Annotated in this window: 29 protein-coding genes and 1 tRNA gene; 18 read left to right on the top strand and 12 right to left on the bottom strand. The window is 75.0% G+C overall.

The window, feature by feature from the left end; genetic code table 11:
- Positions 1-2: 2 nt before the first annotated feature.
- From OG774_RS00985 to OG774_RS00955, 7 genes are all read left to right on the top strand, one after another.
- A complete protein-coding gene (locus OG774_RS00985; protein WP_328306080.1) occupies positions 3-455 on the top strand; it encodes a MaoC family dehydratase in 453 nt (150 codons plus the stop codon).
- Positions 452-1261, top strand: a complete 810-nt coding sequence (locus tag OG774_RS00980) for an HpcH/HpaI aldolase/citrate lyase family protein (RefSeq protein WP_328306079.1) — start codon at positions 452-454, stop codon at positions 1259-1261. Before OG774_RS00985 ends, OG774_RS00980 begins: the two co-directional genes overlap by 4 nt.
- Before the next feature lie 22 nt (positions 1262-1283).
- Positions 1284-2177: an LLM class flavin-dependent oxidoreductase gene (locus OG774_RS00975; RefSeq protein ID WP_328306078.1), complete on the top strand. Its 894-nt coding sequence runs from the start codon at positions 1284-1286 to the stop codon at positions 2175-2177.
- An 88-nt stretch (positions 2178-2265) separates the two neighbouring features.
- Complete coding sequence (locus OG774_RS00970; RefSeq protein ID WP_328306077.1) at positions 2266-2805, top strand: quercetin 2,3-dioxygenase; 540 nt, start codon at positions 2266-2268, stop codon at positions 2803-2805.
- Positions 2786-3670 carry an alpha/beta hydrolase gene (locus OG774_RS00965; RefSeq protein WP_328306076.1) on the top strand — a complete coding sequence of 295 codons (885 nt, stop codon included), beginning with the start codon at positions 2786-2788 and terminating at the stop codon, positions 3668-3670. The genes OG774_RS00970 and OG774_RS00965 overlap by 20 nt, the downstream gene beginning before the upstream one ends.
- A 148-nt stretch (positions 3671-3818) precedes the next feature.
- Positions 3819-4277, top strand: coding sequence for an STAS domain-containing protein (locus tag OG774_RS00960; RefSeq protein ID WP_328306075.1), 459 nt, complete (start codon positions 3819-3821; stop codon positions 4275-4277).
- Entirely contained in the window at positions 4277-4753 is a 477-nt protein-coding gene (locus OG774_RS00955) for an ATP-binding protein (RefSeq protein WP_328306074.1), read from the top strand. Before OG774_RS00960 ends, OG774_RS00955 begins: the two co-directional genes overlap by 1 nt.
- Before the next feature lie 2 nt (positions 4754-4755).
- On the opposite strand, the gene OG774_RS00950 is transcribed toward OG774_RS00955, so the two are convergent.
- From OG774_RS00950 to OG774_RS00935, 4 genes are all read right to left on the bottom strand, one after another.
- The gene (locus OG774_RS00950; RefSeq protein WP_328306073.1) at positions 4756-5487 is read right to left on the bottom strand and encodes a GAF and ANTAR domain-containing protein; all 732 of its coding nucleotides are present in this window, start codon (positions 5485-5487) and stop codon (positions 4756-4758) included.
- Positions 5484-6266 carry a GAF and ANTAR domain-containing protein gene (locus OG774_RS00945; protein ID WP_328306072.1) on the bottom strand — a complete coding sequence of 261 codons (783 nt, stop codon included), beginning with the start codon at positions 6264-6266 and terminating at the stop codon, positions 5484-5486. The genes OG774_RS00950 and OG774_RS00945 overlap by 4 nt, the downstream gene beginning before the upstream one ends.
- A 170-nt stretch (positions 6267-6436) precedes the next feature.
- Entirely contained in the window at positions 6437-6778 is a 342-nt protein-coding gene (locus tag OG774_RS00940) for a hypothetical protein (protein ID WP_328306071.1), read from the bottom strand.
- Between the two features lie 82 nt (positions 6779-6860).
- Positions 6861-7130, bottom strand: a complete 270-nt coding sequence (locus tag OG774_RS00935) for a hypothetical protein (protein WP_328306070.1) — start codon at positions 7128-7130, stop codon at positions 6861-6863.
- A gap of 140 nt (positions 7131-7270) precedes the next feature.
- On the opposite strand from OG774_RS00935, the gene OG774_RS00930 reads away from it, so the two are divergent.
- The 6 genes from OG774_RS00930 (at position 7271) to OG774_RS00905 (ending at position 11459) form a co-directional block, all read left to right on the top strand.
- Positions 7271-7684: a hypothetical protein gene (locus OG774_RS00930; protein ID WP_328306069.1), complete on the top strand. Its 414-nt coding sequence runs from the start codon at positions 7271-7273 to the stop codon at positions 7682-7684.
- Positions 7678-8007 (top strand): Cd(II)/Pb(II)-sensing metalloregulatory transcriptional regulator CmtR, encoded by a 330-nt coding sequence (gene cmtR / locus OG774_RS00925; protein WP_328306068.1) that lies wholly within the window; start codon positions 7678-7680, stop codon positions 8005-8007. Before OG774_RS00930 ends, cmtR begins: the two co-directional genes overlap by 7 nt.
- A complete protein-coding gene (locus OG774_RS00920; RefSeq protein WP_442873929.1) occupies positions 8004-8702 on the top strand; it encodes a cation transporter in 699 nt (232 codons plus the stop codon). Before cmtR ends, OG774_RS00920 begins: the two co-directional genes overlap by 4 nt.
- Positions 8703-8779: 77 nt before the next feature.
- Positions 8780-9637: a TetR family transcriptional regulator C-terminal domain-containing protein gene (locus OG774_RS00915; protein ID WP_328306067.1), complete on the top strand. Its 858-nt coding sequence runs from the start codon at positions 8780-8782 to the stop codon at positions 9635-9637.
- Positions 9622-10521 carry a 3-keto-5-aminohexanoate cleavage protein gene (locus OG774_RS00910; RefSeq protein ID WP_442873928.1) on the top strand — a complete coding sequence of 300 codons (900 nt, stop codon included), beginning with the start codon at positions 9622-9624 and terminating at the stop codon, positions 10519-10521. The genes OG774_RS00915 and OG774_RS00910 overlap by 16 nt, the downstream gene beginning before the upstream one ends.
- Positions 10518-11459 (top strand): 3-hydroxyacyl-CoA dehydrogenase NAD-binding domain-containing protein, encoded by a 942-nt coding sequence (locus OG774_RS00905; RefSeq protein ID WP_328306066.1) that lies wholly within the window; start codon positions 10518-10520, stop codon positions 11457-11459. The genes OG774_RS00910 and OG774_RS00905 overlap by 4 nt, the downstream gene beginning before the upstream one ends.
- On the opposite strand, the gene OG774_RS00900 is transcribed toward OG774_RS00905, so the two are convergent.
- The 8 genes from OG774_RS00900 to OG774_RS00865 all read right to left on the bottom strand — a co-directional run bounded on the left by OG774_RS00900 (position 11449) and on the right by OG774_RS00865 (position 15561).
- Positions 11449-11649 (bottom strand): hypothetical protein, encoded by a 201-nt coding sequence (locus OG774_RS00900; protein ID WP_328306065.1) that lies wholly within the window; start codon positions 11647-11649, stop codon positions 11449-11451. The genes OG774_RS00905 and OG774_RS00900 overlap by 11 nt on opposite strands.
- A 61-nt stretch (positions 11650-11710) precedes the next feature.
- Entirely contained in the window at positions 11711-12799 is a 1089-nt protein-coding gene (locus OG774_RS00895; protein WP_328306064.1) for a M28 family metallopeptidase, read from the bottom strand.
- Positions 12796-13068, bottom strand: coding sequence for a hypothetical protein (locus OG774_RS00890; protein WP_328306063.1), 273 nt, complete (start codon positions 13066-13068; stop codon positions 12796-12798). Before OG774_RS00890 ends, OG774_RS00895 begins: the two co-directional genes overlap by 4 nt.
- Before the next feature lie 131 nt (positions 13069-13199).
- On the bottom strand, positions 13200-13478 hold the full coding sequence (locus tag OG774_RS00885) for a hypothetical protein (protein ID WP_328306062.1): 279 nt from the start codon (positions 13476-13478) through the stop codon (positions 13200-13202).
- A 64-nt stretch (positions 13479-13542) separates the two neighbouring features.
- Complete coding sequence (locus OG774_RS00880; RefSeq protein WP_328306061.1) at positions 13543-13734, bottom strand: hypothetical protein; 192 nt, start codon at positions 13732-13734, stop codon at positions 13543-13545.
- A gap of 87 nt (positions 13735-13821) precedes the next feature.
- Entirely contained in the window at positions 13822-14565 is a 744-nt protein-coding gene (locus tag OG774_RS00875) for a GAF and ANTAR domain-containing protein (protein ID WP_328306060.1), read from the bottom strand.
- 388 nt (positions 14566-14953) lie between these two features.
- Positions 14954-15295, bottom strand: coding sequence for a hypothetical protein (locus tag OG774_RS00870; RefSeq protein ID WP_328306059.1), 342 nt, complete (start codon positions 15293-15295; stop codon positions 14954-14956).
- Between the two features lie 188 nt (positions 15296-15483).
- A tRNA-Ile gene (locus OG774_RS00865) sits at positions 15484-15561 on the bottom strand.
- Positions 15562-16006: 445 nt separating this feature from the next.
- Here OG774_RS00865 and OG774_RS00860 point away from each other — a divergent pair.
- From OG774_RS00860 to OG774_RS00840, 5 genes are all read left to right on the top strand, one after another.
- Positions 16007-16195 (top strand): hypothetical protein, encoded by a 189-nt coding sequence (locus tag OG774_RS00860; RefSeq protein ID WP_328306057.1) that lies wholly within the window; start codon positions 16007-16009, stop codon positions 16193-16195.
- Positions 16196-16517: 322 nt separating this feature from the next.
- Positions 16518-17228, top strand: coding sequence for a hypothetical protein (locus tag OG774_RS00855; protein WP_328306056.1), 711 nt, complete (start codon positions 16518-16520; stop codon positions 17226-17228).
- Positions 17229-17289: 61 nt separating this feature from the next.
- Positions 17290-18930 (top strand): alkaline phosphatase D family protein, encoded by a 1641-nt coding sequence (locus OG774_RS00850; RefSeq protein ID WP_328306055.1) that lies wholly within the window; start codon positions 17290-17292, stop codon positions 18928-18930.
- 215 nt (positions 18931-19145) lie between these two features.
- Complete coding sequence (locus OG774_RS00845; protein WP_328306054.1) at positions 19146-20315, top strand: metallophosphoesterase family protein; 1170 nt, start codon at positions 19146-19148, stop codon at positions 20313-20315.
- On the top strand, positions 20312-23122 hold the full coding sequence (locus tag OG774_RS00840; RefSeq protein WP_328306053.1) for an AAA family ATPase: 2811 nt from the start codon (positions 20312-20314) through the stop codon (positions 23120-23122). Before OG774_RS00845 ends, OG774_RS00840 begins: the two co-directional genes overlap by 4 nt.
- The last annotated feature ends 60 nt before the right edge of the window (positions 23123-23182 follow it).

The raw sequence follows: 23182 nt of genomic DNA, 5'->3' as shown, positions 1-23182 counted from the left end.
TGATGGCCGGCCTCTGGTTCGAGGACCTCACCGAGGGCCTCGTGGTCGAGCACGCCGTCCGTCGCACGGTCACCGAGACCGACAACGTGCTGTTCACGACCATGACGATGAACCCCGCGCCGCTGCACCTGGACCACCAGTACGCCGAGGGCACGGAGTTCGGGCGCCCGCTGGTGAACAGCATGTTCACCCTCGCGCTGGTGGTCGGGCTCTCGGTGCCGGAGCTGACGCTCGGGACGATCGTCGCCCAGCTCGGGCTCGACGAGGTGACGTTCCCCGCGCCGGTGTTCCAGGGGGACACCGTGCGGGTGACCACCGAGGTCGTCTCGGCCCGGGAGTCCCGCAAGCGGCCCGACGCCGGGATCGTGGTGTTCGCCCACCGCGCCCACAACCAGCGCGAGGAGGTCGTGTGCTCCTGCACGCGGACCGGCCTGATGCACCGGCGGCCGGGATGAGGGTTCCGCGGAGCCTGCTGTTCGTGCCCGGCGCGCGGCCCGACATGGTGGCCAAGGTGCCGCGCTGGTCCCCCGACGCGGTGGCCGTCGACCTCGAGGACGCCGTGGCCGCGGGCGACAAGGAGTCCGCGCGCGACGCCACGGTCCGCGCCGTCACCGAGCTGCCCCGCGACGGCGGGACGCTCGTGCTGATCCGCGTCAACGGCCCGACGACGCCCTGGTACGCCGACGACGTCGCCGCGGTCGCGGAGTCGGCCGCCGACGGCGTCGTGCTGCCCAAGCTGGAGTCCCCGGAGCAGCTCGAGGACCTGCGCGGGCGACTCGGTGACCGCCCGGTGATCGGCGGCCTCGAGAGCGCCCGGGGGGTGGCGCGGTGCCGGGAGCTGATGACCGGCCTGCTGGCGGCGTACTTCGGCGCCGAGGACTACATCGCCTCGGTCGGCGGCCGCCGCACGGCGGGCGGCCAGGAGGTGCTGTTCGCGCGCAGCGAGGTGGTGCTCGCAGCCGCGGTCGCCGGCGTCGGGCTGCTGGACCAGGCCGTCGTCGCCGCCCACGACGCCGAGGCCTTCCGCGCCGACGCCGCCGTCGGCCGCGACCTCGGGTACGACGGCAAGATCTGCATCCACCCCTCGCAGGTCGCGCTCGCGCACGAGACCTTCACCCCGACCGACGAGGAGATCGCCCACGCCCGCCTCGTGATCGAGGCCGGCTCGTCGGGCGTCGGGGTCGTCGACGGCGAGATGGTCGATGCGGTGCACCTGACGATGGCGAGGGCGGTCCTGTCGCGAGCGGGCGTCGAGGCGTGAGGGCCGACACGTGAGGATCGGCGTGGTCCTGCCGCCCACCGGCGACCCCGCCGACGTCCCGGACACCGCCCGGCGTGCCGAGGAGCAGGGCTTCGACCTCGTCGCGAGCGGCGAGCACGTGCTGTTCGGGAGCCCGACGCCCAACGCGTTCGTCGCCCTCGCCGCCGCCGCGGCCGTCACCACCCGCGTGCGCCTGCTGAGCGCCGTCACACTGCTGCCGCTCTATCCCGCGCCGCTCGCCGGGAAGATGGCCGCGACCCTCGACCGGATCTCCGGCGGCCGCTTCGAGCTCGGCGTGGGCGTCGGCGGCGAGAACCCCGTGGAGTTCGCGGCGTGCGGGGTGCCCGTCCGCGAGCGGGGGCGGCGCACCGACGAGGCGCTCGACGTCCTCGTCACGCTCTTCGCCGGCGAGCCGATCGACGTCGACGGCACGCCCGCCACGCTCGACCCGCTGCCGATCCAGCGCCCGCGCCCACCGGTGTGGGTCGGCGGGCGCTCCGAGGCCTCGATGCGACGCGCCGGTCGCGCGGGCGACGTGTGGATGCCGTACCTGGGCAGCCCGGACCGCGTCGCCCGGGGCCTGGCCACCGCCCGCGAGGAGGCCGAGCGCCACGGCCGCGACCCCGCCGAGGTCTCCGGCGCCTACTTCGCGTGGACGGCCGTCGACCCCGACCCCGCGGTCGCCCGTCGCCGCGCGCGGGACAGCCTCGCCGCGACCTACGGGCAGGACATGGACCGCATCCTCGACGCGGTCGTCCCCCACGGCACGCCCGAGCAGGTCGCCGCCCGTCTCGCGGAGTACGCCGACGCCGGCGCCGACTCGGTGGTCCTCGCGCCGGCGGTCGACGACGCCGCCCGCGAGCGGATGCTGGATCTCGTGGCCGGCGAGGTCCTCCCCCGCCTGCGCCACGCGTAGGCCGTGCCGGTGGGCGGAAGCCACAGTGACGGAGGGCCCCGCGTGGCGCAGAGTGCCGAGGTCATCCCCCTGCCGACGAGGAGCACCCGTGACCGCGGAGTTCGTGACACCGACGTCCGAGGAGACCCTGCCGGGGCGTCCGTCCCCGTTCTTCCTCGCGGCGGGTGAGGGCGAGCGGGCGCACCTGTTCGACCAGCTCTTCACCGTGCTCCTGTCCGGTGACGAGACCGAGGGCCAGTTCGGTGTGTTCACGATGGAGGCGCCGAAGGGGCAGGCCATCCCGGTGCACTCCCACGACGACGTCCACGAGATCTTCTACGTGCTCGACGGGCGTGTGCGCGTCGCCGTCGAGGACGCCGACGGCCGGCTGCTCGACCGCGTCCTCACCACCGGCGACTTCGGCTACGTCCCGGCCGGGCGCAAGCACACGTTCCGCGTCGAGTCGCACCGGGCGCGCACGCTCGGGGTGTCGACCGGCGGCTTCGAGCGCTTCTTCGCCGCCGCCGGCGAGCGGACGGCCTCGACGATGCCGCCCGCCGAGCCCGTCATCCCCTCCCGCGAGCAGCTCGGCGACGCCGCGCGCCGCTACCGCAACGAGTTCCACCACGATGTCCGCTTCCTCGGCTAGAGCACCGAGCGGGCCGCCGAGCGAGCCGCCGGACCTTCCCCAGCCCGTCCTCGCCGACGGCGTCACGACCTGGCGCGCGGTCGAGTACGCGGCCGTCCCCGGGTACCGGCCGCTGCTGCTCGACCTGCACCGACCCGACGGGCCGCTGCCGGCGCTGATCGTCTTCCTGCACGGCGGCGGCTGGCGCGGCGGCAGCCGTGCGGGCTTCGGGCCGGCCTACGCCGACTGGTCCCCGTCGCCGTTCCTGCAGCTCGCGGCGCACGGGTTCGCGGTGGCGTCGCTGGACTACCGGCTCAGCGGGGAGGCCCGCTTCCCGGCGCCGCTGGAGGATGCCGCCGCGGGCCTCGGCTGGTTGCGGGCACACGCCGAGCACCTCGAGATCGACCCCACCCGCATCGCCCTGTGGGGCGAGTCGGCGGGCGGGCACCTCGCCGCCCTGCTCGGCCTCACCGACCCCGGCGTCCGCGCGGTCGTCGACTGGTACGGCCCGGCCGACCTGACGACGGTCGCCGCCGACGCCGCCGCCGGGGGCATCAGCGCCGTCGACCCGGGCGCGCCGGACTCCCGAGAGGCGCTGCTGCTGGGCGTCGCGCCGTCGTCGGACCCCGAACGAGCCCGGGCCGCGAGCCCGGTGACGCACGTCCACGTCGACGCGCCGCCGTTCCTGCTGCTGCACGGCACGGCCGACCGCCTCGTCCCGACCCGGCAGTCGGAGCGCCTCGGCGCGGCCCTGGACGGCGTCGGCGCCGCGGTGACGCTCGAGCTCCTCGACGGCGCCGACCACCTGTGGCTCGGCCGGCCCGACGTCGCCCGGGCCGCCTTCGAGCGCTCCGTCGACTTCGTCCTGGAGCGCCTCACGAGCTGACCTGGCTGCTCGTCCCGGTGCGTGTAGACCTGGTGACGAGCGGTGCTCGGAGCGTTAGCATATGCGGCTCAGACGGCCGCACTCGGCCGTGCCGCGCCCCGGACCCCTGGCGCTCCGTCATCACTGCGTCGCGTCCAGGGGGCCACCGATGAGTCGGACCACCGTCACCCGCACGAGCTCCTCGCGATGGGTGGGCGAGCACCACCGCAAGACGATCTTCGTCATCGGCGGCGCCGTCGACGGTGCCGCCGTCCCGTCCCTGCGCGCCCGGGCGGAGTCCGAGGCCCGCGAGGGCTCGACGCGGGTGGTCCTGGACATCCGCGGGATCGTGTCGTGCGACCGCGCGGGTCTCCTGGGCCTCGCCCGCCTGCGCGGCAGGCTCGACGCCCATCCCGAGTGCGTGGTGGACGTGGTCGGCGCGCGCTGGCCGCAGTTCGCCGACATCCTGGCCCGCGAGGCCGCCGAGGGCACCGAGACGCTCCGGGGGACGGTCCGGGAGCTCCGCCGCCCGCTCATGATCGACCCGCACCGCGTCCCGGTCGTCGCACCCGCGGTCCCGGCACCGCGGTCGATGCCCCCCACCGAGATGCGCCCGGCCGACAGCTGATGATCACCAACCGCGATCTCGAGTGCCTCGGACGGTCCACGGGATGCGTGTGCCCGGCCGGCACGGACTCCGCCGGGGTCCGCGGGGCCTGGCTGTGGGAGCGCCGCCCGGCGCGGCCGGAGACCATCCTCGCGCTCCGCCGTCTCGTCCGGCGGTGGACGGTGGCGACGGTGCTGGACGAGGAGATCGGTGAGTCGATCGTCCTGGTGGTCGACGAGGCGGTGAGCAACGTCGTCGAGCACGCCTATCCGGGCCCCGTCGGGGACGTCTCGCTGTTCGCGGCGCCCCGCCCGTGCGGGAACGGCGTGGTCGTGGTCGTCGAGGACCAGGGGGTCTGGTCGCCGCCGGACGCGGACCCGGGCTTCCGCGGCCGCGGGCTCGACCTCGTGCGCGAGCTCTCGGACCACCACGCCGTGCTGGGGTCGGAGCTCGGCACGACGGTGCGGATGTGCTGGCGAGCCCTCGTGACGAGCTGAGCTCAGCGCAGGAGCGGGGCGGTGTCGAAGGACCCGTCGGTCACGGCGCGAGCCAGGTCGGAGAGGCGCTGCTGGGTCGAGCGGGCGTGGGCCCGCAGGCGGGAGAACGCCTCGTCGAGGGGGATCTGGCCGCGCTCGGCGAGGACGCCCTTGGCCTGCTCGATGATCACGCGGCTGGTCAGCGCCGCCTGGAGCTGCTCGGTGAGCCGCTCCCGCTCGCGGGTGTTGCGGTCCGAGAGGATGGCGATGGTGGCGACGTCGGCCAGGGCCTGACCGATGGCGAGCTCGTCGGCGCTCATGTCCGTGCGGCTGCGGTGGAACAGGTTGAGCGCGCCGATGGTCTCCCCCCGCAGCCGCATCGGGAGCGCGTGCACCGCGGTGAACCCGTTCTCGTCGGCGAGCGTGGCGAACCGCGGCCAGCGGGTGTCGGTCGCGAGGTCGCCGGCATGGATCTGGGCCGAGGTGCGGAAGCAGTCCAGGCACGGGCCCTCCTCGGCCTGGAGCTGGAACAGCTCGACCAGGTTGGCCGCCTCGGTGGACGCGGAGACGACCTGCAGGGTGCCGCGCTGGTCGGTCAGCAGCAGCCCCGCGGCGTCGACGCCGAGCAACGAGACACAGTCGCCGCACAGGCCGTGGAACAGCTCGATCACGTCGTAGTCCGCCACCAGGGTGTCGGCCAGACGGACGAACGCCGTCACCAACGCCTGTTCGCGGGCGGCTGACGGTGTGCTCATGATGGCTTCTCCTCGTCGTCCCGGCTGGGCGGGTCAACCGGGTCGTCGCTACGGGCGTCGCGGTGATCAGTGTGTCCGGAAGCATCGTTGCTCCACACCCCGTCGGGGTGCAGACGGAGGCGGCGGGCGACGACGTCGTCCGCGACCTCGGTGATCGTGCGTCCGGTGCTGAAGGAGTACGCGCGCAGCCGGGCCAGCGCCGACGGCGCGTCGAGCCGTGCCTGCGCCATGAGCATCCCCGTGGCCTGGTGCACCTCGGCGCGCACCAGCGCGGAGCCGTCCGGCGCGCCGGCCGACACGGCGCCCCCCGGGTCGCTGCGGTCGAGCAGGGACCACACCGCGGCGTCGGCCGTGCGGAGGGCTCCGGTCAGGTCCTCGTCGTCCAGCGGGCCGGGAGCGTCGCGGTAGCAGTCGAGCACCCCGATGCGCGCGCCGCCGACCTGGAGGGGGAACACGAACATGCCGCGGGCGCCGGTGGCGGCCGCGGCCGCGGCGAACACCGGCCACCGGGTCTCCGTCGGGTCGGCGATGTCGGGCACGAGCACGGCCCGGCCGGTGCGGAAGGACTCCACGCACGGGCCGTCGCCCAGGCCGAACTGCAGCTCGTCGATGCGGGCGGAGACCGCGTCGGTCGCGCAGACCGGCTCCTGCACCTCGGCCACGGTCATCATCGTGATCGACGCCCCGGTCATCGGCAGCCATTCCACGCAGGCCCGGCACACGGCCAGTGCAGCCTCGGAGCCGCCCCCGGCGACGGCGTCGGCGAGGGCCTGGCTCAACCGGGCCTGATCCACCTCGCACCCGCCGCCCATGGTCGCCGCGTGGGCGGGCTCCCCCGCTCACGCCCCGACGAGGTCCAGGCCGGGCTCCCCGCCCCCGCCGAGAGGTCCCGGAGGAGCAGGTCCGGCGAACCCTACACCCGGGCACGGGCCCCGCCCGGGCTGCGCACTCACCGCCACCACCGCCACGTGTCGCGGCGTTGCGCAGGGAACTGTGGCGCCACCGTGACGGCGGCATAGGCTCGCGCCTCCGGGTCGGCCGGGTTCCATCCCAGGACGTCGATCCCGTGGGCGGACAGGACGCGGACGGCCACCGCCTGCGCGACACGGGTGGGCGCGGCGTAGGCGGCACCGTGCGCGTCGAGGCGGATCGACCAGCTCCAGCGGCTGCCGTGGGCGGCCAGCACGGTCCACCCCGGCCCGCACAGGCCCAGCCCCGGGATCGGGGGCGTCAGGGCGGACGATGTCGGGTCGGGCGGCCGAGCGGGATCGGTGCCGGAGTGGACGAGCACGTACGACACCGTGGGTTCCGGCGGCTGCGGGCGCGCCGGCCCGGAGGGACCGTGGGACGGCTGCAGAGTGTTCATCGGTGCGTCAGGGGTCGAGCCGTGGCGGCGAGCTCGCGACCGCCGAGAGGTGGCGACCGGTGCGGACCGGACCGCGGAACGCCGGCTCGTCGTCCGCGGGGCTGTCCGAGAGGACGGCGAGGGCCGCCGCGTGGAGCGACACGCTCTCCGCGGCGGCGCGGCGACGGAGCGCCTCGGCGCTCTCGACATCGGTGAGGCCGCGCGCCAGACCGAGGAGGACCTGCGCGCGATGGATGTCGCGCCGGTCCTGCAGGTCTTCGGGACTCCTGTGGGCCATTGATCCCCCGGGTGCGATCGACGGGCCCCCGGATCTCGGCGGGGGCGGGTCGGCGACGGGGTCCTGGTCGTCCGCGTCCACGATTGCGCACGACCGCGACGACGTCCAGCCGAAACGAGCACGGTGCTAGGAAGGGTGGCGTGGCTCCGCCCTCCACGCTCGTCCTCGGGCTCGACCCCGTCACCATCCCGGGCCACGACCCGGCGCCGGTGCTCGAGGCGCTCGAGCGCGGACGTCGGCGCTTCGACGAGCTCGGGATCTCCCACACGATGTGCCTGGTGCCGCTCGACGACAGCGCCGAGGGGACGATCGTCGAGCACCTGCGGCGCGAGCCGTGGGAGTGCGTGGTCGTGGGCGGCGGCCTGCGGAAGGACGAGGAGCTGCTGGAGTTCTTCGAGGTCGTCGTCAACCTCGTCCGACGGCACGCGCCTCGGGCCGCGATCGCGTTCAACTCCACCCCGGCCGACTGCGCCGACGCCGCGGCGCGGTGGCTGACCCCCGCGCTGACCCTTCCCCACTGTTCAGTCCTCGCTGTACGGTTCAGCGCATGCTGACCGGTGAGACCCAGGACGCCGCCCTCGCGCGGGTCGGACGGGCGCTGGCCGACCCCACCCGCTGCCGGCTCCTCGTGGCGTTGCTCGACGGCCCGGGCTATCCGGCACAGCTCGCCGGGGCGCTGGGGCTGTCGCGGTCCAACGTCTCGAACCACCTGGCCTGCCTCCGGGGCTGCGGGCTCGTGGTCGCGTCGCTCGAGGGCCGCCAGACCCGCTACGAGATCGCCGACCCCCACCTCGCGACGGCCCTGCGGGAGATGGCCCGGGTCGTCCTCGCGGTGTCGCCGTCCCAGGAGTGCCTGGACGAGGTGGTCCGGCCGTGAGCGCCGGACACCAGGCGCGGCACTCGCTGCCCCTGACCTCGGGCGCGGAGTGCGACAAGGAGTGCTGCGCCGGCCCCGTCGCGCAGCGCGCAAGCGGCGACGCCGACCGCCGCGCCGTCCTCACACGGCGGGTCCGCCTGCTGGTCGCCGCGACGATCACCTACAACGTCGTCGAGGCGATCGTCGCGATCAGCGCCGGCATGGTGGCGTCGTCGTCCGCCCTCATCGGCTTCGGCCTCGACTCGACCATCGAGGTCGCCTCGGCCGCCGCCGTGGCCTGGCAGTTCTCCGGCCGCGACCCCGAGGCCCGCGAGCGCGCGGCGCTGCGCGTCATCGCCTTCTCGTTCTTCGCCCTCGCCGCCTACGTGGGCGTCGAGTCGGTGCGGACCCTGCTCGGCGCGGCCGACCCCCGGCCCTCGACGGTCGGCATCGTCCTGGCCGCGCTGAGCCTGGTCGTCATGCCGTTCCTGTCCGCCGCGCAGCGCCGGGCCGGCCGGGAGCTGGGCTCGAACTCGGCGGTGGCCGACTCGAAGCAGACGCTGCTGTGCACCTACCTGTCGGGCGTGCTGCTCCTCGGCCTCGTCCTGAACGCCACGCTGGGGTGGAGCTGGGCCGACCCCGTCGTCGCCCTCGTCATCGCCGCCGTGGCCGTGCGGGAGGGGATCACCTCCTGGCGCGGGGAGCACTGTTGCTGACATTCTGATCGCAAGCACTGACTGACTCGTCAGTTGAGGGCTTGCGATTCGCGGGACGGGCGACCTACCGTCCGGGGGTGTCCGAGGACGAGGAGGTCCGGCGGCGGGTGCGGGCGGCCGTCGACCGGATCGGCCCGCGACGCCGGGTGGCGAGCGCGATCGGGCTCGACGAGACCAAGCTGTCGAAGGCCCTGGCCGGTCGCCGCCGGTTCACGGCCGGGGAGCTCGCCGCGATCGCGGGCGTCACCGGCGTGCCACTCCCCTGGCTGACCCGTGGTGACGACCCGCCGGTGACGGCGACCCCCGGGCCGGCGATCCGCGAGAACGTCGCGCCCGACCCCGACGGTGCCCGCGCGCGCATCCTCGACGCCGCGTGGACGCTGATCGCCACGGCCGGATACCACCGGGTCCGCGTCGCCGACGTCGCCGAGCGCGCCGGGACGAGCAGCGCCGCGGTCCACTACCACTTCCCGGGACGCGAGGCCCTGCTCGGCGAGGCCCTCCGGCACAACGTGGAGCTCGCGTTCGCGCGCCAGTCCGACGCCCTGCGCGACATCGACGACCCGCACCGGCGGCTGCTCACGCTGCTCGACCTGCAGATGCCCGAGGGCCCCGTCCTGCGGCCCGAGTGGTCGATCTGGATGCAGGTGTGGGTCGAGGCGGTCGTCGACGCCGACCGTCGCGAGCTGTACGCCCTGGCGCAGGACCGGTGGAGCCGCACGGTCCGTATGACGCTGCGCGACGGCGTCGAGGCCGGGATCTTCTGGGCCGACCTGGACGTCGAGCTGCGGGCCCGCCAGCTGACCGCGCTCGTCGACGGGCTCGGCGTCGGCGTCATGACGGGGGCCTCCGACGCCGCCGCCATGCGCGCCGCGCTCCACGACGTCATCGACCACCTCATCGTCCGGAGGGACCTCTCATGCCCCGACCCGTGAACCGCCAGGTCGTCATCACGGCCGCGCTGACCGGGGCCGCCGACAGCGTCGGCAAGAGCCCCCACGTGCCGGTCACCCCGGCCCGGATCGCCGACGACGCGATCGCCGCCGCCCGGGCCGGGGCGGCCGTCGTCCACGTCCACGTCCGTCACCCCGAGACCGGCATCCGCTCCCGCGACGTCGCCCTCTACCGCGAGACCGCGCGCCGGATCCGCGCCAGCGAGGTCGACGTCGTCCTCAACCTGACCGCGGGCATGGGCGGCGACCTCGTGATCGACCAGGAGGACCCGCTCAAGCCGGTCGACGGCACCGACCTCGTCAATGCCATGGACCGGCTCCCCCACGTCGAGGAGCTCCGGCCCGAGATCGCCACGCTGGACTGCGGCTCCTACAACTTCGGGGACGGCAGCGCCCTCTACGTCTCCACCACCGACATGCTGCGCGCCGGCGCGAAGCGTTTCCAGGAGCTGGGGGTGAAGCCCGAGCTGGAGGTGTTCGACTCCGGCCAGCTCTGGTTCGCGAAGGTCATGCACGACGAGGGACTGATCGACGCGCCGGCGCTGGTGCAGCTCTGCATGGGTATCCCGTACGGGGCACCCGCCGACCCCGGCCTGCTCCAGGCGATGGTGAACCTGCTGCCCGAGGACGCCCAGTTCACCTCGTTCGCGCTGGGCCGTGACCAGCTGCCCTGGGTCGCGCAGTCGGTGCTGCTCGGCGGGCACGCCCGCGTCGGGCTCGAGGACAACCTCTACCTCGCGCGCGGGGTGAAGGCGACGAACGCCCAGCTCGTGGACCGCGCCGTGACGATCGTCGAGGGCCTGGGCGCCTCCGTCGCCACCCCGGCCCAGGCGCGCGAGATCTTCGGGCTGGCGGGTGCACGGTGAGCAGGCCGATCGCCTGCATCGGCGCCGGCGTCATCGGCGGCGGCTGGGCCGCGCTCTTCCTCGCCCGCGGCTTCGACGTCGTCGCGTGGGACCCGGCGCCGGACGCGGCGTCCCGCCTGCGCCGGATCGTCGACGCGGCCTGGCCCGCCCTGACGGAGCTCGGTCTGGACGATGCCGCCGACCGTTCCCGGCTTCGAGTGGTGGACTCGTTGGCCGAGGCGTGCCGGGACGCGGTCTTCGTCCAGGAGAGCGCCCCCGAGGACCTCGGGCTCAAGCGCGGGCTGCTCGCCGACCTCGTCGCGGCGACCACGGACGACGTCGTCGTCGCCTCGTCCACCTCGGGCTTCCCGATGGGCGAGATGGCGACGGCGGCGGCCGATCCTTCCCGGCTCGTCGTCGGGCACCCGTTCAACCCGCCGTACCTGATCCCGCTCGTCGAGGTCGTCGGCGGCCCGGGGACCGACCCCGCCGCTGTGCGCCGCGCCGCCGGGTTCTACCGCGGGGTCGGCAAGACGGTGATCGAGATGGAGCGCGAGGTCCCCGGCTTCGTCGCCAACCGGCTGCAGGAGGCGCTCTGGCGCGAGGCGCTGCACATGGTCGCGAACGGGGACGCCACCGTCGACCAGATCGACGACGCGATCACCCAGGGTCCGGGCCTGCGCTGGCCGGTCCACGGCCCATGCCTGACCTTCCACCTCGCCGGCGGCGAGGGCGGCATGGCCCACATGCTCGACCACTTCGGGCCGTCGCTGCGCGCGCCCTGGACCCACCTGGAGGCCCCGGAGCTCACCGACGCGCTGCGGGACGCGATGGTCGAGGGCACGGCGGCCGAGGCCGACGGGCGTGACTACGCGACCCTCGTCGCGGAGCGGGACCGGGCGGTGATCGCGGTCCGCCGGGCCGTCCAGCAGGCGCGCCGGACCTCCGTCAGGCCCTGATCAACGGCCGGTAACCGAGGACGGAGGCGGCGCCGTCGAGGTAGGTCCGGCGGTGGGCCCGCGGGACCCACTCCTCGACGGGGTGAACGGTGAGCATCCCGCCGCCGGCGACGCGCCGGTGCTCCTCCTCGGCCAGCGCGATCGCGGCGTCCTGCTCGCCCTGGGCCTGGGCCTGCTCCCGCTCGGTCATGTCCGGCACGGTGCCCGAGCAGGGCGGCGGCGTCCAGAGCGCCGTGGGTCGGCCCGGCCCCTCATCCGCGCTCGGCGCGCGGAGGGAGGCCGTCGAGGTCGGAGGCGAACGACCCGATGCCGAAGGCCAGGGCGTTCAGCATGCGTCCGTACGCGACGCGGTCGATGTTGCTCGCGGTGTCGCACGCCCGGTGGTAGCAGGCGTCGAAGGGCACGCCGGCCCGACCGCCCCAGAGCGCGGCCTGCTCCGGCGTCTTGCTCGGGGCGTCGCCGGTGAAGACGCCCCCGGACGGGATCGCGGCCTCGACGAACGGGCCGTAGTCGGAGTCACCGTTGAAGGGGGTCCCCTGCGCCGCGACGCCGAGCGAGGCGAGGCGGTCGACGAGCAGGCGTTCGATCGTCGGCGATCCCGCCGCCGCGTCCTCGGTGTTGCCCGCGTCCGACCCGTCGCCGTCGTAGACGAAGTACCCGGCGTTGGGGGACGCGATCATGTCGGAGTTCAGCATCAGGGCGATGTCCTGCCGCTGGTCGGCCGTCAGCCCCTGGACGTACTGCCGCGAACCGACGAGGCCCTCCTCCTCGGCCCCGAACCAGACGAAGCGCACCGCGTTCGTCACCGGCGCCGCGGCCCCCAGCCGCAAGGCGATCTCGAGGTTCGCGGCGACCCCGCTGCCGTCGTCGTTGATGCCCGGCCCCTCGGGGACGCTGTCGAGATGGGCGCCGCTCAGGATCACCTCGTCGGTCCGGCCGGTGCTGGTCTGGGCGATCACGGTGCGGGTGGTCCGGGCACCGGCCGTGCCCTCGGCGCCCTCGCCCTCGTCGTCCTCGCCGGTCACGGCGATGGTGGGGGTCTCCACCCGGAAGCCGGCGCGACGCAGCGTGTCCGCCACGTACTCCACGCTCTGGACGTAGCCGGCAGTGCCCACGGCGCGGTTGCCGCCGGTGCGGTCGGCGATGGCCTGGAGTGCCTCGAGGTGTCCGACGGCCCCGTCGACGGTCGTCTCCGTGGCGAGGCGCTCGGCGAGCGGGCCGCCGCCGACCGGGCCGCCCGGAGCCGGTGGCTGTCCGGATCCGCGTGCGCAGCCCGTCAGGACGAGGGACGCCACGACCGCGGCGAGCAGCGCGCGAGACGGCCGGCCCGAACTGCTCATGACGGGTTCCCCCTCGTGACCGGCCAGGCCGTCGTGCGCCGCTCGGCGCCCGTGCTGCCGCTGTCGGATGTCCGCTCCCGACGTCGCAGGCGCCCGCCGACGACGCCGACGCAGACCAGGGCGGCCACTGCGAGGGCGACATCGATCCACACCCGAGGACTCGACGGGGCGCCGACGGCTCCCGCCCAGCCGGAGCCGATCAACCCGGCGATCAGCACCGTCGCGACCAGGAGCCACCGACGCAGCGATCGGATCGTGGCGTGGTCCATGCCCCCAGGGTGGCCGCCGCCTCCGGAGTTGACCAGGTCGGAGGGGACGGCGACCACCGTCGGGGGACCGGGATGAGGGCGGGTTCGATCGGACGCCGGCGCTCGTGGACAGGTCGCCGCAAGGTCGGCTGTCAGGGTGCCGACCCGAGGGCGTCGTCGAGCCAGTGCAGCAGGGTGGTCGACACCGGCCCGGCGAGGACCGAGAGCAGCTCCCACAGCCCGAGGCCGTGCATGCGCTGGCGCTCGGGCCTGTCGACGATCTCGGCGGCCTTGGCGGTGAGAGCGAGCGCGTGAGCGGTGATCTTCTCCACCGCGGCGATCTGGAGTCCTTCGCCGACCAGCCGATGGACGTTCTGGAGGACGGCGTGCGCGACCACGCGCAGCTTCTCGTCGTCGATGCGTGTGCTCAAAGTCGGGGTCCTGTTCTCGCCGGCCTGCAGCGAACCGCCGGTCGGCCGACGGGTCCGGCGTACGTCAGTCCGCGTCGAGCAGGTGCGTCACGAACGAAGCCCCGGACAACCGGGACGCGCGGGCGTGTACCGCGAGGTCGAGGACGTCCTGGTCGCGCAGCCAGTCCGACATCGAGGCCGGCTCGGGGAGCGGCTCGTCGGCCGGGTCGTAGCCGTCGGCTCTCGGAGTGAACCGACCTCCCTGGGGCCCGCGCATCGATTGTGCCCAACCGATCTGGTGGCGGCGAAGCCGGGTCTCGCTCGTCCGGGTCACCGGTCGCGGCGGATCACAGGTGTGCGGCGGTCAGCGGCCGTCGATCTCCGACTTTCCGGTGGTCTGTCGGCCGCTCACCTCGTCGGTGAGCCACGTCGCGACGTCCGTGAGCTTCATGTTGGTGTCCTGGGAGGAGCTCACCAGCAACTGGAACGCGGCCTCGTCATCGAGGGAGAAGCGCTCCATGAGGATGCCCTTGGCCCGCCCGATCAGGTCCCGGCTGTCCACGGCCCGCTGCAGATGGGCCGCGGTGTCGGCGCCGTAGAGCAGCATCGCGGCCTGGATGCCGAACAGCCCCGCCAGGGTGCGGGCGTGCTCGTCGAACGCGTCCGCACCGGCCGAGTACAGGTTCAGCGCGGCCCGTGGACCCCCCTCGGACGACAGCTGGGTCGACATCAGTGCCCGGTAGCCGGCCTCGACCGCGTACGGCGCGAATCGCGGCCACCGCTGCGCGTCGTCGCCGGTGAAGTCGCGGGCGATGACGGTCCCGTCCTCAGGAGGGTCCTCGATCGCGGACAGGCAGGGCCCTTCGTTGAGCTCGCTCTGGGTGCTGTCCAGCTTGCCAATGGCCTCGGTGGTGGGGGTGCGGGTCTCGACCCGCCCGTGATGGGTGATCGAGATGCTTCCGGCGTCCACCCCGGGGATCGTCGCGACGGCCGAGGTGACGATCTGTCCGAGGGTGTGTTCGAGGTCGCGGATGCTACGGCGATCCCCCAGCTGCCGGGCGGTCCGTCGCAGGGCGGCCACGAGGTCGTCGTGGTCCTGGTCCTTCATGTGGCTGCTCCCGTGGGTTCGGCGAGGTGCGGGGTACACGGGGAGCAGCGCAGGACGAGCGCTGGTCGGGCAGAGCCGAAGCGACATGCGCCGCGATCTGCCCTCCCCACCGAACGGCGGAGGTCGGGGATGCACATGAAGTACGGGACCGGCGGGAGCGTCGAGGAGACAGCACCCCGTGTCCGACAAGCGGCCGTCAGGTCGACCGGACGTCGCGTTGGACGACGAAACGGGATAATTGCCGTCGCGGGGCCGTCGGCAAACGCGACGACGACCGCGTCCTGGCGGACGGGTCCGTCCCGGGGTCTTTCCCTCGGCGGCGCGGGCCATGCCGCTCGTGCGGTGCGAGCGCCCGGTTCGCCGATGGAGCACCGGGTGCGAGGAGCCGTCAGCTGTCAGTGCACCCACAGCGCTCGGGCTCGACGTGCATCGTCGTCTGCGGCTGACTGTCGTGGTCGACGCCGGCCCGGCGGGCCATCAGCGCGCCCACGTCCAGGTGCTCGGCCACGGTGAGCAGGCCGTGGGTGGTGGCGTTGGGGCGTACGCCGACGCCGACCGAGCGCAGGAGGCCGGCGACCGCGTCGAGCGTGACGGCGAGGTCCGCGGCCAGCGTCCGGTAGGCGGTCTCGGTCAGCTCGGCATGGGTGGTGCCGTCCCGGCGGACGCTGAGCGCCCGGGTGGCTTCACGGAGAGCGGCGTGGGCGCCGGTGTCGGTGTCCGAGGTACGCATGAGCTGTTCCCCCGCGATGGTCGTCGCGCTTCGGGTCGGACCCCACCGTGGTGGAGGCCGTCGCCATTGTGCCCCCGCCCGGCCCCTGGGTCGGGCGCGCGCGGCGGATCGGACACAGGAGCGGAAGCGCGCCCGGCCCGGAGGGGCGGGCGCCGGGCAGCAGCGCCGGCCGTCGCCACCTGCGGAGATGGTGGGGCAGGTCGGGCTCGAACCGACGACCTGACGGATTATGAGTCCGCTGCTCTGACCAGCTGAGCTACTGCCCCCCGGGCACCGCGGACCTCCGGCGACCCGCCCCCGGGCGTCGCGGCGGGGCGAGCGTACGACACCGCCGGGTGAGGCAGGCGCGACCACCGCGCCCGACCGTCCACCTCGCACGAGGGGCACCTTGAGCATGATCGACGGGCCGGAACCCCTGCGGAAACGTGCCCCTCGCCGGACGAGGCACCGCCACCGTGTCGATCATGTGACGCCCCGTTACCGAGGCGTGACATCCCCGAGATCCACCGGCACGCGAGCGAACACGGGCTTGACATGCGACATCGACGACGAGGGACGACGAGCGGTCGTCACGGCTCGTGATGATCTCGTTACCGACCGGCCGAAGGGGCCGTTCCGGCTTGAATCGGACGCCTGACGGCGGTCACGGTTCGGCCGTTCGGTCCACTGCTGGTCCGAACGTGTTCACCGTCCTGATCGGGAAGGACCCCCATGAAGAAGAGCACGATGCGTCTCGCGTTCGCCGCTGTCGCCGTTCCGGCGGCCGTCACCGGCTTCGCCGCCCCGGCGGCCAACGCGGTCGAGCTGGCGCCCTACGCCCACCAGCTCGACAAGGACGTCGCGGCCACCGAGGCCGAGGTCGGCGCGGTCGTCGACGACCTGGGCTTCGCCGCCGAGTAGGACAGCACCCACAGCACCACCAGCACGACGAGCCGCTCCCCACAGCAGCTTCGCGAGGGCCCGGGCCGGATCAGCTCCCCACGAGGAGCCCGACCCGGGCCCTCGGCGCTGCCAGGGTGGCGCAGGGGCTGGACATGGTCGCGATCGCCGACGACTCTGTGGGGACGTCACCCCGAACGCTCGGAGGCCGCCATGCGCCTGGGACGTCGACTCTCCGCCGGCATCGCGGAAGACCCGCCGGACACCCCGGAGGTCCCCGCGGACGAGGTCGCCCCGATCAGGGCCGACGACGTGAGGGCGGCGGAGACAGGGACGGGGCAGCGTGGGCCGGTCGAGCAGCTGGTCGATCGCTAGGCACCGCGGGCCGGAGGGTCCGCTCACCGGGTACAAGATCGCCTACCCGATGATCTCGGCGGACTCGCGGCGCGTCGGCTTCAACGGCGTGGCCCTGGGGCGCACCCAGGTCTACGGCCAGGTGGCCGACGCCGTCTGCATCCAGAGTCCCCGCCACCATCCGCCGTCGTCCTGGTGCGACTGCGGGTTCTACTGCTTCCACACCCTCGAGGACGCGCGCGACCTCGCCTGCGACCCGCAGTACCAGCACTGCGTCCTGCTCGAGATCGCCGCGTCCGGCCGCTTCGTGCGGTACGAGCTGGGACTGCGCTACGCGCGCCAGACGGTCCGCACGGTGCGTCTCGGGCGCTGTGGCTGCGGCCGGGTGTCGACGGCCCTGGCCGACGGCGGGCCGGGCGTCGTGGGCTGGCGGCGGCTGCACCCGGTGTGCGGTCTGTGCGCCGGACCGCGGCCCGTCCTCACCCTCGCGGCGTTCGGGACGCTGAGCGACGGCATCACGGTCTGCAGCGACCAGGCCGGCGACGACCCGGACGCCGTCTTCGCCCCGCTCGCCGGTGTGGCCGACGACGTCGACGAGGCCTCGCTGGTCCCGCTGCTCTCCGCCGAGGTCGCGCTCCTGCAGGCCCGCCTCGACCAGGTGCAGAGCCGCCTGGAGCAACTGACCCACCGCTCGGAGTGATCGCGCCACGCCCGGCCCCGGGCGACGTGCCGCGACCCCCCGGCTGGGGTAGGCAGGACCCGTGAGCACCCTGGAGCTGGGCCCCCTCCTGCGCCACGTCGGCACCACCACCGCCACGATCTGGGTGGAGACGAGCGAGGCGTGCACCGTCGAGGTACTGGGCGCGTCGGCGCCCACCTTCCAGGTCTGCGGGCAGCACTACGCGCTGGTCGTCGTCGACGGGCTCGAGCCCGGCACCTGCCGTCCCTACGAGGTCCGCCTCGACGGCGAGCTCGTGTGGCCCCTCGAGGGCACCGGGACGCCGCCGAGCTACCTGCGCACGCGCACGGAGGTCGAGGACACCGGGCGCCTGCGGTTCGTCTTCGGCTCCTGCCGCTACCCCCCGACCGACGACGCCGACCTCGAGGCGTCGCTGGGCATCGACGCGCTCGACGCCTTCTCGGTGCGCCTCATGGACGAGGTCCGGGCGACCGACGACCCGGCGTCGGTCCTGCCCGACGCCCTCTGCCTGCTCGGCGACCAGGTGTACGCCGACGAGATCACCCCACGCACCGAGCAGTGGATCCGCAACCACCGCGACCCCGACGACGAGTCCGGCCCGGGCATGGAGATCGCGGACTTCGGCGAGTACGCGCACCTCTACAGCGAGTCCTGGACCGACCGCGAGATGCGGTGGCTGCTCTCCACCGTGCCCACCGCGATGATCTTCGATGACCACGACGTCCGCGACGACTGGAACACCTCGCAGGCCTGGCGCGACGAGATGGCGAGCAAGCCGTGGTGGCCGCAGCGCATCCGCGCGGGGCTGTCGTCGTACTGGGTCTACCAGCACCTCGGCAACCTCGACCCCGCGACGCGGGACGCCGACCCGCTCTACCGCAAGGTCCTCGAGGCCGACGGCGACGTCTACGACCTGCTCGCGGACTTCGCCGGCCGCGCCGACGCCGAGGTCGGCGAGCCCAGCGGCGTGCGCTGGAGCTACCGCTGGGACCTCGGGAGGACCCGGCTGCTCATGGTCGACTCGCGCTGCGCCCGGGTGCTCAACGAGAACGACCGCCTCATGATCAACGATCACTCGTTCACCTGGATCGAGGAGAACGCGACCCCCGACGCGGGCGAGGAGGTCGACCACCTCCTGCTCGGGTCGTCGATCCCGTGGCTGATGCCGCCCGCGGTCAGCCACTTCCAGTCGCTCGACGAGTGGGCGGCCGCGCGGGGCAGCAAGCTCGCCGAGACCGTCCGCCAGGCCGTCGACCTCGAGCACTGGCCGGCGTTCCGGGCGTCGTTCGACCGGCTCGCGGACCTGGTGCGCGGCGTCGCGTCCGGCCCGGACGCACCCGCGACGGTCTGCGTGCTCTCCGGCGACGTCCACCACAGCTACGCCGCCGAGGTGCGCTACCCCTCCCCCACCCGCTCGCGGATCTACCAGCTCACCTGCTCGCCGGTGCGCAACGGCGTCCCGTGGTTCATGGAGTACGTGTTCGCCGTGGGCTGGTGGCAGGGCCTCACCTCCGCGCTGGCCCGCGTCGCCCGGGCCGCCGGGATCGGTGACCTGCCGATGAGCTGGTCGCCGATCGGCGGGCCGTGGTTCGGCAACGCCGTCTCCACGCTCGAGGTCAACGGCCGCGCAGCGCGGGTCCGGGTGGAGCGCTCGGGCACCCGCGGCGGCCTCGAGGCGGTCGCGGAGCTCCCTCTGACCTGACGGGTCCCTGGGGTTTGTCAGCCTGGGGGCCACGCTGACGTTCAACGTCAGAAAAGCCCCCAGCTCGGACGATTCGACGAGGACCGGGAACCGTCGGCGCGGTCGCTGCGTCGAACCCCATGCCGGATCGGGTGCGATCCGGTGCATGTCGCTACCCGCCCGGGTCGCGGCGTCGTTCTACGGTCGAAGGTCGAGCAGCGGAGGGAGGCGAGCGCGTGCGGTTCGTGCACACCGCCGACTGGCAGCTCGGCATGACGCGCCGGATCCTCGGCGCGCGCCCGCCCAAGGAGGCCGGCGGGCTCACCGGCGAGGCGCAGGCGCGCTTCGCCGAGGCCCGGCTCGACGCGGTCCGCGCGCTGGGACGCCTCGCCGACGAGCAGGACGCCGCGTTCGTGCTGGTGTGCGGCGACGTGTTCGAGTCGAACCTCGTCGGCCCGGACGTCGTCGCCCGTGCCTGCGAGGCCCTCGGCTCGTTCCGCACGCCGGTGCTGCTCCTGCCCGGCAACCACGACCCCGCCGACGCCGCCTGCGTGCTCCGCAGGCCGGACTTCGTGCGGCGGTGCCCCGCGCACGTCCGGGTGCTCGACACCCCGGGGGTGCACGAGATCGCGCCCGGCGTCGAGGTCGTCGCCGCGCCGTGGCGCTCCAAGCACCCGCTCACCGACCTCGTCGGCGAGCAGCTCGCCGCGCTCGAGCCTGCACCCGCGGGCACGCTGCGGGTGCTCGCGGGGCACGGCGAGCTCGACGTGCTCGACCCCGACGACGACGAGCCGGCCCGCATCCGCCGCGACGGCGTGCTCGCGGCGTTGGCCGACGGCCGCGTCCACTACGCCGCGCTCGGCGACCGGCACTCCGCCTGGACCGACGCCGTCGACGACCGCATCCGCCACGCGGGCACGCCGGAGGTCACCGACTTCGACGAGGTCGACCCGGGTCACGTCCTGGTGGTCGACCTCGACGACCGCGCCGCGCGCGTGAGCACGGAGACCGTGGGGCGCTGGCGGTTCGTGCGCCACGACGCCGCGCTCGACACCGACGCCGACCTCGACGCGCTCGACGCCCGGCTCGCCGCGCTGTCCGACAAGGAGCGCACCGCGGTGCGGCTCGCCCTGGTGGGCACGCTCTCGCTGCGCCAGCGTTCCCGCCTCGACGACCTGCTCGCCGGGCACGGGCTCGCGTTCGCGGCGGTGGAGGTGGTCGAGCAGCACTCCGACCTCGCGACCGTGCCCGACGACGCCGACCTCCACGAGCTCGACCTGCACGGCTTCGCCGCCGACGCCGCCTCGGAGCTCTTCGCCGCGGCTGCGCCGGCCGAGGGCACGGGCGACGCCGAGTCCCGGGACGCCCTCCGTCTGCTGCACCGGCTGGTCGGGAGCCCCCGATGAGGCTGCACCGGATCCGGCTGCGCGACTTCCGCGGCGTGCACGACCGCGAGGTGTCGCTCGCCGAGCACGGGGTCACCGTGCTGCAGGGCGACAACGAGGTCGGCAAGACCTCCACGCTCGTGGCGCTCGACCTGCTCTTCGACGCGGCCGACTCGTCGCGCCGCGCGGAGATCCGCGCCGCCCAGCCGGCGGGGGTCGACGCCGGGCCCGAGGTCGAGGCGGAGGTCTCCACCGGCCCGTACCGGTTCGTGTACCGCAAGCGCTGGCTGCGCAGGCCGCGCACCGAGCTGCACGTCACCTCGCCGGCCCCCGAGCAGCTCACCGGCGCCGACGCCCACGCCCGCGTCACCGCGATCCTCGACGAGACGATGGACCGGGCGCTCTGGCGGGGCCTGCGCGTCGAGCAGAACAGCGTCGTCGGGCAGGCCGAGCTCGGCGGGCAGGACGCGCTGACCCGCGCGCTGGACCGGGCCGCGTCGGGGCCGGGCGCCTCCCGCGCCGACCCGAGCGCCGACGACGGGCTGATCGAGCGCGCCGCCGAGGAGCTGCGCCGCTACCGCACCCCGAGCGGCCGGGCCACCGGCGAGCTGCGGGCCGCCGAGGTGCGCCTCGCCGACGCCGAGGCCGAGGAGGGTCGCTGCCGCGCCGCGCTCGAGGCGGTGGAGCGCGACGTCGCCGCCCGCGACCGCCTCGACGCGGACGCCGCGGCCCTCAAGGCCCGCAAGCACGCGCACACCGCCGAGGTCACGGGGCTCGAGGACACCTGGGCCGCCCTGCAGTCGCGGCTGCGCGAGGTCGAGGCCGCCCGCCAGCACGCGGTGCTCGCCCGGGAGCGTGCCGACGCGGCCCGCGAGCGCCGGGAAGCCCGCGACGCGTTGATCGCCGCCGTCGAGGACGAGGCCGGCGCGGCGGCCCGCGCGGCCGAGGCGGTCGCCGCCCACGAGGCCGAGCACGCCGGCGCTCGCGACGAGCGCGACGCCCGCCGTGCCGCCGACACCGCGGCCCGCGCACGGGCGGGCGAGGCCCGCCGGGCCTCCGATGCGGCCGAGCGGGCGGTGTCCGCCGCCCGCGACCGCGCCGAGCTCGCCGACCTCGCCGAGCGGCTACGGCGCGTCGACGAGGCCGCCGCCGGCCTGGCCGCCGCCGAGCGGGCCCTCGCCGCCGGCACCGTGGACGCCGACGACCTCGACGAGCTCGAGGACCTCGCGCGCGACGTGGTGCGCGCCGAGGCCGCCCGGGACGCGGCCGCCGCGCGGGTCGAGCTCGCGGTGCCCGACGGCGCCGGCGAGCTGACCCTCGTGGTCGACGGGGAGACCGTGGTGCTCGCGCCCGGCGGGTCGCGCACGCTGCCCGTCGCCGTGTCGCGGGCGCTATCGCTGCCCGGGGTCCTCGACGTGCGGGTCACCCCGGGCCTCGACGACGCCGGCCGCGACGACGCGGTTCGCGAGCGCTCCCGCGCCCTCGCCGAGGCGTGCGAGGACCTCGGGGTCGCCGATCTCGAGGCCGCCCGCGCCGCCCGCCGGGACGCCGAGGACGCGGCCCGCCGGGCCGACGAGCACCGCGCCGCCCTCGCCCGCGAGCTCGCCGGGCACGGCGAGGCCCCCTCGCTGCGCACCGCCCACGACGCGGTCCGGAGCCGGTTGCCGGACGACGTGACGTCCGCGACCCCGGCGGACGTGACCCCGGCGGACGTGACCCCGGCGGACGTGACGGAGCTGCGCGCCGCCGCCGACACCGCGCGCGCCGACGCCGAGGACGCCGCCCACCGGGCCGACGAGGCCGACGCGGCGTGCCGCAGCGCCGAGGACACGGTCCGCGAGGCCGACACCCGCGCCGCCGTGCTCGCCGAGCGCGCCGCCGAGGCCCGCCACGCGCACACCCGCCGGCTCGAGGAGCTCGACGCCGCCCGCGCCGCCGAGCCCGACGCGACGTTGGCCGAGGCCGAGACCACACGGCTCGCGCGCGCCCGCGAGGCCGAGCGCGAGCACGAGGCGATGGCCGCCGCGCTCGCGGACGACGACCCGGACACCGTCGAGGCCCGCGTCCTGAACGCCCGCGCCGTCGCGGAGCGCCTCGCCGGCGAGGGCGCGCGCCTGGAGCGTGAGCACGCTGAGACCACGGGCCGCCTGCAGGCCGCCGGGCTCGCGGGCTGGCACGACCAGCTGGCCGCCGCCGAGCTCGAGCTCGATGCCGCGGTGCGCGAGCACGCCGCGGTGGCCCGGCGCGCCGCCGCCGCGCGACGCCTGCACGAGACCCTGACGCGGCACCGCGAGCGTGTCCGGCGCTCCTACGTGGCGCCGTTCCGCGCGCAGGTCGAGCGGCTCGCGCGCATCGTGTTCGGCCCCTCGCTGGCACTCGAGATCGATGAGGATCTGCGGATCACCCACCGCACGCTCGACGGCACCACCGTGCCCTTCGGCGCGCTCTCCAGCGGCGCCCAGGAGCAGCTGGGGCTGTGTGCGCGGCTGGCCTGCGCGGCGCTCGTCGACCCGTCCGAGGGCGTCCCGGTGGTCATCGACGACGCGCTCGGCCACTCCGACCCCGAGCGGCTCGCCCGCCTCGGCGCCGTGTTCACCGCCGCCACCTCGGCCCACGGCGCGGCCCAGGTCGTGGTGCTCACCTGCACCCCCGAGCGCTACCACGGCATCGGCGCGGCGACGATCGTGCCGCTCGCGCCGTCCCGCAGGCCCGGCGAGCGTGCCGCCTCGGAGCGCTCGGGCCCCGACGTCGTCCACGCGGCCGAGGACACGCCGGCCGCAACGCCGGGCACGGTCCTCGACCTCCCCCGCGCACCCCGCGCGGGCTGACCCCACACGCGTCCCGCTCCGGGTCGCCGCACGCCCGTGGGGAGCGAAGGACGCCCCGGC

It is taken from the genome of Actinomycetospora sp. NBC_00405 (assembly GCF_036044095.1).
Lineage (GTDB): Bacteria > Actinomycetota > Actinomycetes > Mycobacteriales > Pseudonocardiaceae > Actinomycetospora > Actinomycetospora callitridis.
This window is presented reverse-complemented; position numbering and strand designations above follow the sequence as displayed.

Excerpts from the sequence above, each read along its gene's own strand:
- OG774_RS00955 (WP_328306074.1), top strand. The coding sequence starts at position 4,277 with ATGATCACCAACCGCGATCTCGAGTGCCTCGGACGGTCCACGGGATGC.
- OG774_RS00895 (WP_328306064.1), bottom strand. The coding sequence starts at position 12,799 with ATGAGCAGTTCGGGCCGGCCGTCTCGCGCGCTGCTCGCCGCGGTCGTG.
- OG774_RS00935 (WP_328306070.1), bottom strand. The coding sequence starts at position 7,130 with ATGGCCCACAGGAGTCCCGAAGACCTGCAGGACCGGCGCGACATCCAT.
- OG774_RS00880 (WP_328306061.1), bottom strand. The coding sequence starts at position 13,734 with ATGCGCGGGCCCCAGGGAGGTCGGTTCACTCCGAGAGCCGACGGCTAC.
- OG774_RS00960 (WP_328306075.1), top strand. The coding sequence starts at position 3,819 with ATGAGTCGGACCACCGTCACCCGCACGAGCTCCTCGCGATGGGTGGGC.
- OG774_RS00980 (WP_328306079.1), top strand. The coding sequence starts at position 452 with ATGAGGGTTCCGCGGAGCCTGCTGTTCGTGCCCGGCGCGCGGCCCGAC.
- OG774_RS00860 (WP_328306057.1), top strand. The coding sequence starts at position 16,007 with ATGAAGAAGAGCACGATGCGTCTCGCGTTCGCCGCTGTCGCCGTTCCG.
- OG774_RS00985 (WP_328306080.1), top strand. The coding sequence starts at position 3 with ATGGCCGGCCTCTGGTTCGAGGACCTCACCGAGGGCCTCGTGGTCGAG.
- OG774_RS00840 (WP_328306053.1), top strand. The coding sequence starts at position 20,312 with ATGAGGCTGCACCGGATCCGGCTGCGCGACTTCCGCGGCGTGCACGAC.
- OG774_RS00965 (WP_328306076.1), top strand. The coding sequence starts at position 2,786 with ATGTCCGCTTCCTCGGCTAGAGCACCGAGCGGGCCGCCGAGCGAGCCG.
- OG774_RS00950 (WP_328306073.1), bottom strand. The coding sequence starts at position 5,487 with ATGAGCACACCGTCAGCCGCCCGCGAACAGGCGTTGGTGACGGCGTTC.
- OG774_RS00875 (WP_328306060.1), bottom strand. The coding sequence starts at position 14,565 with ATGAAGGACCAGGACCACGACGACCTCGTGGCCGCCCTGCGACGGACC.
- OG774_RS00890 (WP_328306063.1), bottom strand. The coding sequence starts at position 13,068 with ATGGACCACGCCACGATCCGATCGCTGCGTCGGTGGCTCCTGGTCGCG.
- cmtR (WP_328306068.1), top strand. The coding sequence starts at position 7,678 with ATGCTGACCGGTGAGACCCAGGACGCCGCCCTCGCGCGGGTCGGACGG.
- OG774_RS00900 (WP_328306065.1), bottom strand. The coding sequence starts at position 11,649 with ATGACCGAGCGGGAGCAGGCCCAGGCCCAGGGCGAGCAGGACGCCGCG.
- OG774_RS00910 (WP_442873928.1), top strand. The coding sequence starts at position 9,622 with ATGCCCCGACCCGTGAACCGCCAGGTCGTCATCACGGCCGCGCTGACC.
- OG774_RS00870 (WP_328306059.1), bottom strand. The coding sequence starts at position 15,295 with ATGCGTACCTCGGACACCGACACCGGCGCCCACGCCGCTCTCCGTGAA.